Genomic DNA, 12,875 nt, shown 5'->3' with positions numbered 1-12,875 from the left:
CGGGTACCGGGATCGCCGAGCGGCGCCTTCTGGACGGGCGTGGCATGGCCTTGTCACAATTTGCGGATGACAAGTGGATTCTCGGCTGAAACGCCGTCGATCGACGGCAGCGCGCACCTGTTGCTGGAGATAGCGTCCCTGCTCCATGCGGGCCGCCTCGACGGAGACGCCGGCACGATGGCGCGCGCACCCCGCTCGCATCCCGAAGTCGGCCGGAAGGTCGACGAGTTCGCGCGCTTCGCGGACGACCAGTACCAGGACCTGGTGACCCTGCTGACCGCGCTGTCCACGAAACTGCGCGCCACGGGTTCGGCGTATGTACAGGTGAACGGCACGGTCCAGGCCGACCTGGACCGCATTCTCACTGACGGCCGATATGTGGCCCCGAAGGACCGGTGACCGAGACCACCATGACGTACCACGCCGATGTGGAGTTCCTGGAGGACTGCAACCCCGCGCTGATCGAGCGCAACGCCCAGGAGTTCACCCGCATGCGGGATCTGCTGGACTCCGTCGAGGACCCGGTGAAACGGGCGAAGGACGGAACCAAGTGGGAGAGCGTGCACCGGGAGTCCTACGACGAGCGGTTGGTGCAGGTCGCCTCCCTGGTCCGGGGGCTGTCCGACGGCTTCGGGAAGGCGCGCAACGCCCTGCTCGGATACGCGGACGCGGTGACGGACGCCAAGCGGCACCTGGAGACCGGCATCCACCACGAGACGCGCCTCGACGCGCTGGTCGCCTCGGTGGCGACGGCCATCACCCGTACCGCGCAGGCCGCCGAACCGATGCGGCGGTGGGAGGACATCCGTGAGACCACGGGGTTGCTCGACTGGATCGCCGAGATAGGGGTGGACGCGGACTCCATCCGGGAGGACGCCGAGCGCGAGTACAGCGCGGCGGAGGCGGCCTTCTCCCGTGCCCGGACCCTTGAGGAGAACGCACGCCGGGACTGCCTGGGGCGGCTGCGGACGGCGTACGCCGACCTGCCGGACTTCCGGGGCGGCGACTTCAAGGACGGTCAGGACGTCATCGGCTGGATCGCCCCGATGATCGAGGAGGCGGCCCAGGCCACCAGGATGGACGCCGACACCCGGCTGCCGGGCGGCGACCTGCGCAAGAACCCGTTCCCGGGCGCCGGCGACGCTCGCGTCTCGCCCGCTCTGCAGGACATCCGCAACCAGCTCAAGAGCCTGCCCGAGGGCGACAGCCTCTGGCTGCTGGACGAATTCGGCGGCCGGGACCAGTTCATCGCCGACAACAAGGAACTGATCAACGCGGCGGCACGGCAGACCGGTCTGCCCCCGGACATGATCGCGGGGATCGCGTTGAAGGAGGTCGGCGGCAAGCCGTACGTCCTGGACAGCGTGACGGAGACCGTCCGGGAGGCGGCGGAGGGCTGGGCGAGCCCGGTCGTCCCCGACTATCTGCCGGGACCGCTGGCGGGCGACCGGGACAACACCTCGTACGGTCCCATGGCCGTGCAGATCCGGCGTGCTGCGGAGGTGCTGGGCTACGACCCGGAGCGGCTGAGCGAGGACCAGCGCGACGAGATCCGCGGAGCGCTGAAGGACCCGGCGCAGAACCTGTTCATCGCCTCGAAGTACCTGGCGAACCTCAAGGCGGAGAGTGAGTTCGCCGACGTACCGGCCGAGCAGATGACGGCAGCCCAGTACCGCGAGCTGGCCGCACGCTACAACGGCGGCCCGTACTACCAGGGCGAGCAGGCGCAGGCGTACGCCGACGACTTCGAGGCGCACCGCGCCGAAGCCGGGCGGGCACTGCGGTGAGGAAACGTGCGATGGCCGGCGCCGCCGTGCTGGTGGCGCTCAACGGCCTGGCGCTGTGCCTGGTGGCCCTGGCCTACTACTTCATGCCGCAGTACCGCCTGGACCGCGACACCCTGGACAGCGCGGGGACCTGTGCCCTCCTCGGTGCCTGCACCGGAGGGCTCGCCCTGCTGCTCACCTGGCCGACCGTCACCGCCGGATGGCTCAGGCGGGGCTGGTACCTGCTGCCACTCGGACTGTCGGTGCTTGCGGTGGTCCGCTATCTGTACCTGGACGTGGCGTACGACGCCTGGTAGCCGCGATGGCTCACCCGCACCCGGCGGCGAAGCCCACCAGGCACCCCGTCAGCCGCCCAGCTGAGCCGGCAACGGCGCCCCATGCACCACGATCAGCCCTGACACGGCCCGTGTCAGGGCGACGTACAACCGGCGGAGCCCGGTCCGCTCGTCCGGCTCGCCGTCCACCACCGCCCGCGGCTCGTCCAGGACCACGTAGTCGTACTCCAGGCCCTTCGCGAGCGACGCCGGGACCAGCGTCAGACGGGTCTCGTGGGTCGTCTCCTCGCCGGGGGCCAGGCAGGTGATGCCCGCCGCGGTCAGCGCCGCTGAGAGCTCCGGGATGCGCGCATCCGCGGCGATCAGCCCCACCGACCCCTCGTTGCCCAGCAACTCCTCGCACGCGGCGACGACTTCGGCCGCCCCCGACGCCGTACGGACCTCGAAGAACCCCGGGTTCTCACGGATCGACGCCACCGGAGTCAGGCCCGGCGCGATGTGGGGGAGGAGGCGGGAGGCGTAGGTGATGACGTCCGTCGGGACGCGGAAGCCTGCCGTCAGTTCCTCGATGACGCCGTCCGACTTGCCGAGGTGGGCCAGCGCCTCGCCCCAACTGCGGGTCGCCCAGGGGGTCGTGCCCTGCGCCAGGTCGCCGAGGACCGTCGCCGAACCGGTCGTGCAGCGGCGGCCAACCGCCCGGTACTGCATGGGGGAGAGGTCCTGCGCCTCGTCGAGGACGACATGGCCGAGGGAGGGCGTGCGGGCCACGATGTCGTTCGCCTCGTCGATCAGGACCGCGTCCGCGGCGGACCACTTCGCCGACTTCACCGATCGCGCCGGCTTCGCCCACAGGATCGTCTTCTGCTCGTCCTCGTCGAGCACCCCGTCCGCGTGCACGGCGAGGAAGTCCGCGTCCGACAGCAGCCGCAGCACCAGTTTCGCCGGGTCGACAGGCGGCCAGATCACCTTGACGGCCGCCTTCACCGCGCTGTTGCGGGCCACCGCGTCCTGCACCCGGTCGTCCGGCGCCTCGCCGGACCGCTCCATCTGCACCAGCACGGCGTGCGCGATGCGCTGCGGGAGGGCCTCGCGGGCGGCGCCGTAGCGGATGTCGCGGGCGAGCAACTCGCGGACGATCTCCTCGACTTCGTACGCCGGGACACGCCACCGCCGTGAGCCGCGGACGACGACCACCGCCTCCGTCGGCATGGTCACATGCGAGTAGACCGCCCGCCGCAAGACCTCCGCCATCCTCGCGTCGCCCTTGACCACCGCGGCCGCCGCGTCGTCCGTGCCGCGCACCTCGACGTGCGCGACCAGGTCGTCCACCGTCGCCTGGCGGACCGTCAACTCGCCCAGCGCCGGGAGCACCTGCTCGATGTAGTGCAGGAAGGACTTGTTCGGCCCGATGACGAGCGTGCCGGTGCGGGCGAGCCGCTCGCGGTGGGCGTACAGCAGGTACGCGACCCGGTGCAGGCCCACCGCCGTCTTGCCGGTGCCGGGGCCGCCCTGGACACAGACGGTGCCGCCGAGCCCGGACCGTACGATCTCGTCCTGCTCCGGCTGGATCGTCGCCACGATGTCCCGCATCGGGCCGACGCGCGGACGCTCGATCTCCTGCTGGAGCAGCTTGCTGGTCCGGGCGGCCTCGGCGGGGTCGGAGAGGTGCTCGTCCTCGTACGCGGTGAGCTCGCCGCCCGTGTAACCGAAGCGGCGGCGCAGCGCGATGCCCATCGGGCTCTTCTTCGAGGCCCGGTAGAACGGCTGGGACACCGGTGCCCGCCAGTCGATCACCATCGGGTCCCCGTCGGCGTCGTGCACATGCCGCCGCCCGATGTGCAGTGTCTGATAAGCGGCCTCCGGCCGCGGGCGCTCCCCCTCCGCTCCCTCCGCCCGCTCCACGCCGGGTGCGTGCAGATAGTCGAGCCGGCCGAAGAACAGCGGAGTGTCGCTGAGGTCGGCCAGGGCCTTGATGCGCAGGTCGATCTGGTGCGCGAGGACTTCGGCGTTGACCCAGTTCGCGGTGACGTCGCTGATGTCGAGGGCCTCGACGTCCTCCCGCATGGCGCGCAGGGCGGCGCGGGAGCCGGCGAGGTGCGAGCGCTCTCTCGAGAGGGGGTCGACCGGATCGAGGGGGCCGAGCGGGTCGTCGACGGGCGTGGACAAGGGGGTGCCTCCGGAGGACCTACGAGTGAGTCGGGGTGGCGCTGCGAGATGCCGACCGGTTTCCGTCCGGGCGACGGCGCTCCATGAACGGAGGCGGGCAAGAGCGGAGATTTTAGGTGAGCGCCGGCCTCCGATGCCAACGAATATTCCGTCCCCTAGGGGACGCGGCCCTCCCCCTGGGGGTAGGGGGGTCCGTCCGGAGGCGTACGGCGGCAGTACACGGCTTGGCACCGCAGGCCGATGCCGTCCTTACGCCTGCGAGCCCATCATGGAGACATGAGCGCAGCAACCATCCACCCAGCCCCTACGGGCCCCCGTGGAGCGACAGCGATCCAGGGGAGCCACCGTCATCGCCTCGGCGAAGCCCTGCGTGCTGTCAGGGTGTTCGCGGGTGCGGCCTTCGACGTGATCGTCCTCGGTGAGTACGGCGAGGAAGCGGGCGTCCGCCACAAGTGACGCCCACGCTCACTGTGTGACCGGCCGATCACACTCCGAAACTCCCCACTCCCTAGCCCTCCGCGAGGATCTCGTCCGCGTCCACGATCCGGTACGCGTACCCCTGCTCCGCCAGGAAGCGCTGGCGGTGCGCGGCGAAGTCCTGGTCGATCGTGTCGCGGGCGACGACCGAGTAGAAGTGGGCCTGGTGGCCGTCGGCCTTGGGCCGCAGCACCCGCCCCAGCCGCTGCGCCTCCTCCTGGCGCGAGCCGAAGGTGCCCGAGACCTGGATGGCGACCGTGGCCTCCGGCAGGTCGATGGAGAAGTTCGCGACCTTGGACACGACGAGGACGCTGATCTCGCCCTCCCGGAAGGCGTCGAAGAGCTTCTCGCGCTGGGCGTTGGATGTCTCGCCCTTGATGACCGGGGCGTTCAGGTGCTCGCCCAGTTCGTCGAGCTGGTCGATGTACTGGCCGATGACCAGGATCTGCTGCCCGGCGAACCGGCGGACGAGGGCCTCGGTGACCTTCCGCTTGGTGTCGGTCGTCGCGCAGAAGCGGTACTTCTCCTCCTGCTCGGCGGTGGCGTACGCGAGCCGCTCGGAGTCGGTGAGATTGACCCGGACCTCGACGCAGTCGGCGGGCGCGATGTAGCCCTGCGCCTCGATCTCCTTCCACGGAGCGTCGAACCGCTTCGGCCCGATCAGCGAGAACACGTCCGACTCACGCCCGTCCTCCCGGACCAGGGTCGCGGTCAGTCCGAGCCGGCGCCGGGCCTGGAGATCGGCGGTGAACTTGAAGACGGGCGCCGGCAGCAGGTGCACCTCGTCGTAGAGGATCAGGCCCCAGTCGCGGGAGTCGAAGAGCTCCAGGTGCGGATAGACGCCCTTCCGCTTCGTCGTCAGCACCTGGTACGTGGCGATGGTGACGGGCCGGATCTCCTTCTTCGTCCCGCTGTACTCGCCGATCTCGTCCTCGGTGAGCGACGTCCGCTTCACCAGCTCGTGCTTCCACTGGCGGGCCGAGACGGTGTTGGTGACCAGGATGAGCGTGGTCGACTTCGCCTGGGCCATGGACCCGGCGCCGACGAGGGTCTTCCCGGCGCCGCACGGCAGCACGACGACCCCGCTGCCGCCGTGCCAGAAGTTCTCCACGGCCTGCTTCTGGTAGGGCCGCAGCGCCCAGCCGTCCTCGTGGAGCTCGATCGGGTGCGCCTCGCCGTCGACGTACCCGGCGAGGTCCTCGGCCGGCCAGCCCAGCTTCAGCAGCGTCTGCTTGATCTGCCCGCGCTCGGAGGGGTGCACGGCGACGGTGTCCGGGTCGATGCGGGCGCCGACGAGCGGCGCGACCCGCTTCGAGCGCAGCACCTCCTCCAGGACCGGGCGGTCGGTGGTGGTGAGCACGAGGCCGTGCGTGGGGTGCTTGGAGAGGGTCAGGCGGCCGTACCGGTCCATCGTGTCGGCGATGTCGACGAGCAGCGCGTGCGGCACGGGGTAGCGGCTGTACGTCACCAGCGCGTCGACGACCTGCTCGGCGTCGTGCCCGGCCGCGCGCGCGTTCCACAGGCCGAGCGGCGTCACCCGGTAGGTGTGGATGTGCTCGGGCGCCCGCTCCAGCTCCGCGAACGGGGCGATCGCCCGACGGCACGCGTCGGCCTGCTCGTGATCGACCTCCAGGAGCAGGGTTTTGTCCGACTGGACGATCAGTGGTCCGTTCACGTGCGTCAGCCCTTCCGCTCGACCACCCGGCCAAACGTCCAGTGTGCCTGATCCTTTACGGAGTCCTACAGGATGTCTTTTCATTCTTGTGAGTGACGTGGTTTTCACCTGGACGGCGGCGGCTGCGAAGAATGCCGAGCGTGCAGCCCATCAGCAGTGATCCGTCGCCCACGACCACCACCCTCGGGTACGCCCTGTTCGCCACCCGCTGGCTGCAGGCCCCGCTCTACTTCGGCCTGGTGGCCGCTCAGGGGGTGTACGTCTACAAGTTCTTCAACGAGCTGTGGACCTTAGTGCTCCGGTGCGTGACCGGGCAGGCGACCGAGACGTACGTCATGCTCGCCGTGCTGAAGCTGGTCGACGTCGTGATGATCGCCAATCTGCTGATCATGGTGATCGTGGGCGGCTATGAGACATTCGTCTCGCGCATCGGTCTGCAGGGCCACCGCGACCAGCCGGAATGGCTCTCGCACGTGAACTCCAACGTGCTGAAGGTCAAGCTCGCCACCGCCATCGTGGGCATCTCCTCCGTCCATCTTCTCCAGATGTTCGTGGATGTCCACCACACCTCGCGCCACTCACTGCTGTGGGGCACGGTGATCCACATGGCGTTCATCGCCTCGGCGGCGATCCTGGCCTACATGTCGGGGCCGATGGCCGCGCAGGCCGAGCGGCAGCACGCGCACCGCGAGCACACCCCCGAGGAGCCCGCCGAGAAGGTCTTCGTGCCGGCCCAGGCCGCGTCCCGCGAGGACGAGCCGAGCGCCGAGCAGCGGATGCGCGCCGCCGGTTTCCCCGCCCGCAAGCTGCTGGAGGACTTCGACTTTGAGCACCCGCGCTCCTTCGACCGGGAGACCGTGGCCCGGCTCGGCAAGCTGGACTTCGTCACCGCCGGCCGCAACGTGGTCTTCGTCGGCCCGCCCGGCACCGGCAAGACGCACCTGGCCGTCGGCCTCGGCGTGCGCGCCTGTCAGGCCGGGCACTCGGTGCTGTTCGCGTCCGCAGCCCAGTGGGCCGCGCGGCTGGCCGGCGCCCGGGACGCCGGGCGGCTCGCGCAGGAACTGGCCGCGCTCGACGACCACGCCGTGCTGATCGTCGACGAGATCGGCTACACCCCCTTCGACGCGGAGACCACCGCCCTCTTCTTCCAGCTGGTCGCCCACCGCTACGAACGGGCCTCCCTGATCGTGACCGGCGACCGCCCGCTCGGCCGCTGGGACGAGATCTTCGGCGGCCCCACCGCACTGGCGATGGTGGACCGGCTGGCCCACCACGCCGAGGTCGTACGGATCGACGGGGACAGCTACCGGATGCGCCGCGCTACTTCAGCGTGGGCAGATTGAGGTTGTTGACCAGCGGTCCTTCGATGGTGACCCCCTCGGTGACGAGGGACTCGGCCCCGGCGGCAGGCAGCGGCAGCGGCAGGGCGGAGGGTGCCGCCGAGGCGGCGGGCGCGAGGACGGCCACCGTCGCGGCCGCCGACACGAGGGCGGCGACGGCGAGGCAGGTACGGGTGGGGACGGGGCGCTTGGAACGCATGGGGACTCCGGGACCTTTCACGTACGGAGGGCGGGCCGGCCCTGGAGCGCCGGGACCGACCCGATGGGTGCGCTGCGGTCGCGTCAGATCTGCGGGGTCTCGATGACCAGCCCGGCGGCGTCGATACCGATCGCCGCGGCCTGGGCGGTGAAGGCGCCCATCATCAGGGCTGCGGCGGCCAGAACGGTGGCCAGACGACGAGCAGTGCGCATGGGACAACTACCTCTCTGTTGCGCTCACTTGAGCGTGATCAGGACATCGGGTGGCTGCCCTGCGCCACGCGGCGCGATGCGGAGAGAACCGAAAGGTCCCCCAAGAGTCTGAACAGCCCGGCGTGGCGTGCATGAACCGCCGCGTACGCCCGAACGAGTGGCCCACGGCCACCGGACCCGGTCTCAGATCTGGTCGTCCGCCAGCTCGGCCACCCCGGTGATCCGGTGCAGCGGATACGTCCGGACCTCGTCCGCCGTGTGGTCGTACGCCGTCACGAACCCGCCCTCGACCCGCACCGGCGCGATCACCCGCTGGCTCGCGGCACCCTCGGCGTTGACGTAGCCGATCCACAGCGCCTCGCCGGTCAGGACGGCGGCCTGCATGGTGGCGAGGGTCTCGGCGGAGGTGGTGCGGGGCAGGTCGCCGCCGGTCACCTGAGCCGTGCTCGCGCTCGGCTTGCGCGGTGTCGTGGAGGCCAGGTCGCCCGCCCGGATGGCCCGGATCGCGGCCGCCAGCAGCGTGGCGTCCGGCGTCGGCGGGCCGTCCGGGACCGGTGCGGGGGCTGTGCGCGGCGGGGTGCGGTGGGCGTCGGCGCGGGTGATCAGGACGTCACCCTCGGCCGACTCGGCGGCCGGCGCGAAGCCCATCGCGCGCAGGCCCTCCAGCAGCGCGGCCGGGTCGGCCTGGGCGGCGAGCACCGTCGGCGCGAGGCGGCGCAGACGCAGGCCGGCGGCCCGCTTGTCGGCGAGGATCTCGTTCAGCATCGCGTCGTCGTCGCAGCGGACGTACGCCGACGCGGCGCCCACCCGCAGATGCCCGTGCTTGCGGGCCACGTCGTCGATCAGATACGCCAGCGGCTGCGGCACCGGCGTACGCGAGTGCTCGGCGAGGAAGGCGTGCAGGTCGGAGGCGCTGCGCCCGGCGTCCAGCGCGCGGCGCACCGAGGCGGGCGTGAACCGGTACACCGTCGCCCCGCCCTTCGACTCCACGTCCGCGAGCACGTCCAGCACGGCGGCGAGCGGCCGCTGCAGCGGTCCCGGAGCCACGGCCGTGAGGTCGGCCTGGAGCAGGACGTGGTCGAGCGGCTCGGGGAGCAGCGGGGTGAGGAGCCGTACGGCGGCCGCGGTGGCCGTGGCCTGTTCGGCGGGGGAGAGGGGCTCGGGGGGAGCGGCGGGGCGGGGGTGCTCGTGGTGGATCGGGAGCTTGTCGCCGGGGCCGGTGGGAGCGTCGGCGGGCGGGGGTGACTGGGGGGACGGGCCGGTGTCGCGGGTGGCCGCCGACGGGCCCGTGGCTGTGGGGTCGGCGTCTCGGGTGGCCGCCGACGGACCCGTGGCCGAGGGGCCCGCGCCCCGGCCCGCCGCCGCAGGGCGCCGCTCGGCCGCCGTCGTCGCGGGCGCGCCCAGCAGCGCCCGGCCGTGGGCCGACAGGGCCCCCCGCCCCGTCACCCCCAGCAGCTCCGCCTCGTTCAGCGCCCACCGGGCGAGCCTGCCGCGCAGGTCGTCGTCCTGCTGGGGGCCGCGCAGCGGCCGCTCCCAGCGCAGCCGCGCCAGCACCGACTCGGCGGACGGGGACTGCCCCTCCGGCAGCCCGGCGAGCAGGGTCAGCACCCGGTGCCGTACCTCCGGCGCGGCGGAGCGGTCGAGCCCCGGGCCCAGCGTGGACAACGTACGGTCCTTCGCGTCCCGCCCCCCGATCAGCCCCGCCGTACGCGTCGCCGTCAGCCACGTCTCCGCCAGCCGTGCCCAGCGCTGCGCGGCGGGCTGCTCCAGCCACTCGTCGTAGGCGGGCGTCGCCGCGTACCGCTCGTCGGCCTCGCCGTCGGAGGCCAGCAGCCCGGCGGCGTAGGCCAGCTCGACCCAGAAGGCGGCGACGGGCTCGGGCACGTCGAGGGCGACGGCGGTCCGCTTGAGGTCGCGCACGCTGAGCCCGCCGGCGCGCAGCACGGCCGGCCCGCCCTCGTCCCAGTCCTTCAGCAGCTCCTCTACGGTCGCCAGCGCCGTGTACGCCTGCCCGGCCGCCGTCGCGTCCACAACCTGTGGACGGTGCGTCGCGGCCGCCTCGACGGGCGGCGGCAATGGCTCGGTGGCGCGGTGCGCGCGGCCCGCGCGCAGGTGCAGGGCCACCTCGCGGGGGAGTACGACCGTGCCGGGCGTCGTCGGCAGGAGCAGACCGCGGTCCAGGAGCCAGCGCAGATGGGGCGCGGGATCGGCGGTGACCTGGCCGTACGGCGGGCCCCAGACCAGCCGGGACAGGACCTCCCGGGACTCCTCCGGGGCGTCGGCGAGCAGCGCCGCCATGCGCCGCCGGTCGGTGAACAGGGCGGTCAGCGACGCCACGGCGGACACGGCGTCGTGGGTCGAGGTCAGCCCGGCCGCCGCGACGATCTCCTGGATACGGCCCGGGGACATGCCCGCGGAGGCCTCCTGCACGCTCGGGCCGAGCCCGGTCGGCGACGGATGCTGGGGCGCGGGCGCCAGCAGCTCACGTGCGGTACGGACGAGGCGCAGCCGGTCGTCGCCGCCCCACACCAGGGCCTGGTCGCGCAGGGCGCCGAGGGCGTGCGGCAGGGCGCTCGCCACGGCCGGGTCGCCCTCGTCGCCGGCCATCAGACCGAGAAGTTCGTCGTACGTCGCCGGGTCCGCCGCCACCGCCAGTGCCTCCGCCGTCTGCAGCGCGAAGCGGTCCAGCCGCTCCAGGGCGCGCACGACCGAGGCCCGGGTGCCGGCCCGGGTCGCCAGCTGGGTGAGGTCGGTCGGGACAGGGGTGATGAGGTCGGGGCGGCTGCGCAGGAGCACGGCCAGCGAGGCGTCGTCCCGCGTGCGGAGGGCCTCCGCGAGGGAACGGGGCGGTGTAGCCGGGTCGCTCATCCTGCCCACGTTAGCGGGTGGGGCGGCTGGGCCGGGGTGGGAGCGGGGCCTCGAACGCCGTCCGGTCGGCGAACGGGACGTTTCGCAGTTGACCCCCGGATGAACATCGTCCGGAGGATTCCGGCACCTCTGGCGACACCGCGCACCCGGTCGTCACTCTGGGCTCCCTGCCAACTACTTCACGGCTCAAGGGAATTGGGGGTTCCGGCGGTGAGCGAGCAGGTAGAGCAGTGGATCGCCGTCGTCAGCCTCGGGATCCCCGTCTTCGCGTTCCTGTGGGAGTTCGCGGTCGTCGGCCGCAAGCGGCTCGGCTACCGGGTGCAGATGGACACGCTCGCCGCGGACGACACCCGCTCGGAGCACGCCGAGATCCTCGAGCAGTTGGAGCGGGACGGCCACCGGCTGAAGGACCCCTCGTTCGTGCTGTTGCGCATCGAGAACGCCGGATCGGCGCCCATCGAACCCGGTGACTACCTGACCGACGAGAACGACCCCAGCGGCATATGGGCGACCTTCCGCCGCCGGCAGGTCGCGGGCATCGTGGTCACCGAGCTGAGCCAGCGCGAGCTGCGCCGGTTCTTCCGGGACGGTGCCGCGGGCTACGGCTTCCGCAACGACGAGGCCAGACGCGCGGGCGTCGTCGAGCTGCCGAAGGTCAAACTGCCCCGGCGGGCCGAGTACAAGGTCCTGGTGATCCTGGAGCGCTGGCAGGACGACGAGAGCACCGAGGACTTCCCCAAGCCGGACATCGTCGGTGCCGTGGGCGCCGACCGGCGCTGGTTCGACCCGCTGGCGAAGTACTTCCGGTTCAAGCTGGCCAGGACCGAGAGCCACCTGTTCGCCTCCCGCCCGGCCTGGTTCGCCATCGGGTTCCTGGCGGCGGCCGTCGCCGTCCAGGCGGTCTTCACCCTGTTCCTGCGGGAGGACCGCAGGCCGCCGCTGGACTGCGTGGGCGGCACCCTGTACCTGCACGGCTCCACCGCCTTCGAGCCCGCGGTACGGGCCGCCGCACGCGACTACCTCAAGAGGTGCGACGGCGCGGACGTGCACATCCCGCTCGCGGACGACTCCTTCAAGGGCAGCACCGACGGCGTCACCGACCTGGACAGGGCCGGCCGGGAGGCCGAAGTCCCGGTCGGCGAGGGCCTCGGCGACCACATCGCCTTCACCGACGGCCTCGCCTCCGACGGCCACCCCCGGCTGATCCCCAGACCCGTCGCGCTCTCGGTGTTCACCCTCGTCGTCAACAAGGACGCGGGCGTGGAGAACCTGAAACTGGCCCAGATCCGCGAGATCTTCGCCGGCCGGGTCCAGAACTGGTCCGAGGTCGGCGGCAACGACGTACCCGTCCACCTCGTCAACCGCGACCCCGGCTCCGGCACCCGCAGCACCCTCGTCGCCAAGGTCCTGAACGGCAAGGAACCGCCCCAGTTCACGGAGACCGACTGCGCGTCCCTGAACCCGAAACGGTACGGCCGCTGCGAGGTCACCAGCACGGACACCATGTTGAACACGGCCGCCTCGACCCCCGGCGCCCTCGGCTACAGCGAGACCACCGGCGTCGACGGCCACAAGGCGGCCGACGGACTCGCCAAGCTGACGATCGACGGCAGGAAACCGACCGCGGACGGCGTCGAGGACACCAACTACCCCTACTGGCAGACCGAGTTCGCCTACACCTACGGCGAGACCCCGGCCGGCTCGGTCGCCGCGGCCTTCCTCAACTTCCTCACCCAGCAGAGCGGCCGCGACATCCTCCGCGACCACGGCCACGGCCTCTGCTCCGAAGCACAGAACTCGGGGGAGTGCCGCCCGCTCTGACCCACCTCATATCCTGCGCTAACGTCGTCCCACGGGGTAACCAACGCACCGCAAC

11 protein-coding genes are annotated in these 12,875 nt (G+C 71.8%); 6 read left to right on the top strand and 5 right to left on the bottom strand.

Annotated elements, in window-relative coordinates:
• Window positions 1–66 precede the first annotated feature (66 nt).
• From EJ357_RS20555 to EJ357_RS20545, 3 genes are read left to right on the top strand one after another with little or no spacing between them, the layout of a single operon-like run.
• A complete protein-coding gene (locus tag EJ357_RS20555) occupies window positions 67–399 on the top strand; it encodes a hypothetical protein (RefSeq protein WP_126393077.1) in 333 nt (110 codons plus the stop codon).
• Window positions 396–1,787 (top strand): hypothetical protein, encoded by a 1,392-nt coding sequence (locus tag EJ357_RS20550; protein ID WP_228473111.1) that lies wholly within the window; start codon window positions 396–398, stop codon window positions 1,785–1,787. The genes EJ357_RS20555 and EJ357_RS20550 overlap by 4 nt, the downstream gene beginning before the upstream one ends.
• An 11-nt stretch (window positions 1,788–1,798) precedes the next feature.
• On the top strand, window positions 1,799–2,083 hold the full coding sequence (locus EJ357_RS20545) for a hypothetical protein (RefSeq protein ID WP_126393076.1): 285 nt from the start codon (window positions 1,799–1,801) through the stop codon (window positions 2,081–2,083).
• A 48-nt stretch (window positions 2,084–2,131) separates the two neighbouring features.
• Here the strand turns inward: EJ357_RS20545 and EJ357_RS20540 are convergent, their stop codons facing one another.
• Window positions 2,132–4,228: a HelD family protein gene (locus EJ357_RS20540; protein WP_126393075.1), complete on the bottom strand. Its 2,097-nt coding sequence runs from the start codon at window positions 4,226–4,228 to the stop codon at window positions 2,132–2,134.
• Between the two features lie 276 nt (window positions 4,229–4,504).
• Between EJ357_RS20540 and EJ357_RS20535 the strand changes: the two genes are divergently transcribed.
• Complete coding sequence (locus EJ357_RS20535; protein WP_175647453.1) at window positions 4,505–4,684, top strand: hypothetical protein; 180 nt, start codon at window positions 4,505–4,507, stop codon at window positions 4,682–4,684.
• A gap of 52 nt (window positions 4,685–4,736) precedes the next feature.
• Here EJ357_RS20535 and EJ357_RS20530 read toward each other — a convergent pair whose 3' ends face one another.
• On the bottom strand, window positions 4,737–6,380 hold the full coding sequence (locus tag EJ357_RS20530; RefSeq protein WP_126393073.1) for a DNA repair helicase XPB: 1,644 nt from the start codon (window positions 6,378–6,380) through the stop codon (window positions 4,737–4,739).
• A gap of 131 nt (window positions 6,381–6,511) precedes the next feature.
• Here EJ357_RS20530 and istB point away from each other — a divergent pair, with 131 nt between their 5' ends.
• On the top strand, window positions 6,512–7,723 hold the full coding sequence (gene istB / locus EJ357_RS50525) for an IS21-like element helper ATPase IstB (protein WP_126393072.1): 1,212 nt from the start codon (window positions 6,512–6,514) through the stop codon (window positions 7,721–7,723).
• Here the strand turns inward: istB and EJ357_RS20520 are convergent.
• From EJ357_RS20520 to EJ357_RS20515, 3 genes are all read right to left on the bottom strand, one after another.
• Window positions 7,701–7,919 carry a hypothetical protein gene (locus EJ357_RS20520; RefSeq protein ID WP_126393071.1) on the bottom strand — a complete coding sequence of 73 codons (219 nt, stop codon included), beginning with the start codon at window positions 7,917–7,919 and terminating at the stop codon, window positions 7,701–7,703. The two genes, istB and EJ357_RS20520, sit on opposite strands and share 23 nt — an antisense overlap.
• A gap of 83 nt (window positions 7,920–8,002) precedes the next feature.
• Entirely contained in the window at window positions 8,003–8,131 is a 129-nt protein-coding gene (locus EJ357_RS50245; RefSeq protein ID WP_267132852.1) for a hypothetical protein, read from the bottom strand.
• A gap of 183 nt (window positions 8,132–8,314) precedes the next feature.
• The gene (locus EJ357_RS20515) at window positions 8,315–10,999 is read right to left on the bottom strand and encodes a helicase-associated domain-containing protein (protein WP_126393070.1); all 2,685 of its coding nucleotides are present in this window, start codon (window positions 10,997–10,999) and stop codon (window positions 8,315–8,317) included.
• 210 nt (window positions 11,000–11,209) lie between these two features.
• Between EJ357_RS20515 and EJ357_RS20510 the strand changes: the two genes are divergently transcribed.
• The gene (locus tag EJ357_RS20510) at window positions 11,210–12,820 is read left to right on the top strand and encodes a substrate-binding domain-containing protein (RefSeq protein WP_126393069.1); all 1,611 of its coding nucleotides are present in this window, start codon (window positions 11,210–11,212) and stop codon (window positions 12,818–12,820) included.
• Window positions 12,821–12,875: the final 55 nt, after the last annotated feature.

The sequence above is a fragment of the Streptomyces cyaneochromogenes genome, from assembly GCF_003963535.1.
Taxonomy (GTDB): Bacteria; Actinomycetota; Actinomycetes; order Streptomycetales; family Streptomycetaceae; genus Streptomyces; species Streptomyces shaanxiensis.
The sequence above is the reverse complement of the archived record's forward strand: the minus strand, read 5'-3'. Positions and strand labels throughout refer to the sequence as shown.

Bases quoted from the DNA above. Each gene is read 5' to 3' on its own strand.
- EJ357_RS50245 (WP_267132852.1), bottom strand. From the start codon at position 8,131: ATGCGCACTGCTCGTCGTCTGGCCACCGTTCTGGCCGCCGCAGCCCTG.
- EJ357_RS20515 (WP_126393070.1), bottom strand. From the start codon at position 10,999: ATGAGCGACCCGGCTACACCGCCCCGTTCCCTCGCGGAGGCCCTCCGC.
- EJ357_RS20520 (WP_126393071.1), bottom strand. From the start codon at position 7,919: ATGCGTTCCAAGCGCCCCGTCCCCACCCGTACCTGCCTCGCCGTCGCC.
- EJ357_RS20535 (WP_175647453.1), top strand. From the start codon at position 4,505: ATGAGCGCAGCAACCATCCACCCAGCCCCTACGGGCCCCCGTGGAGCG.
- EJ357_RS20545 (WP_126393076.1), top strand. From the start codon at position 1,799: ATGGCCGGCGCCGCCGTGCTGGTGGCGCTCAACGGCCTGGCGCTGTGC.
- EJ357_RS20555 (WP_126393077.1), top strand. From the start codon at position 67: ATGACAAGTGGATTCTCGGCTGAAACGCCGTCGATCGACGGCAGCGCG.
- istB (WP_126393072.1), top strand. From the start codon at position 6,512: ATGCCGAGCGTGCAGCCCATCAGCAGTGATCCGTCGCCCACGACCACC.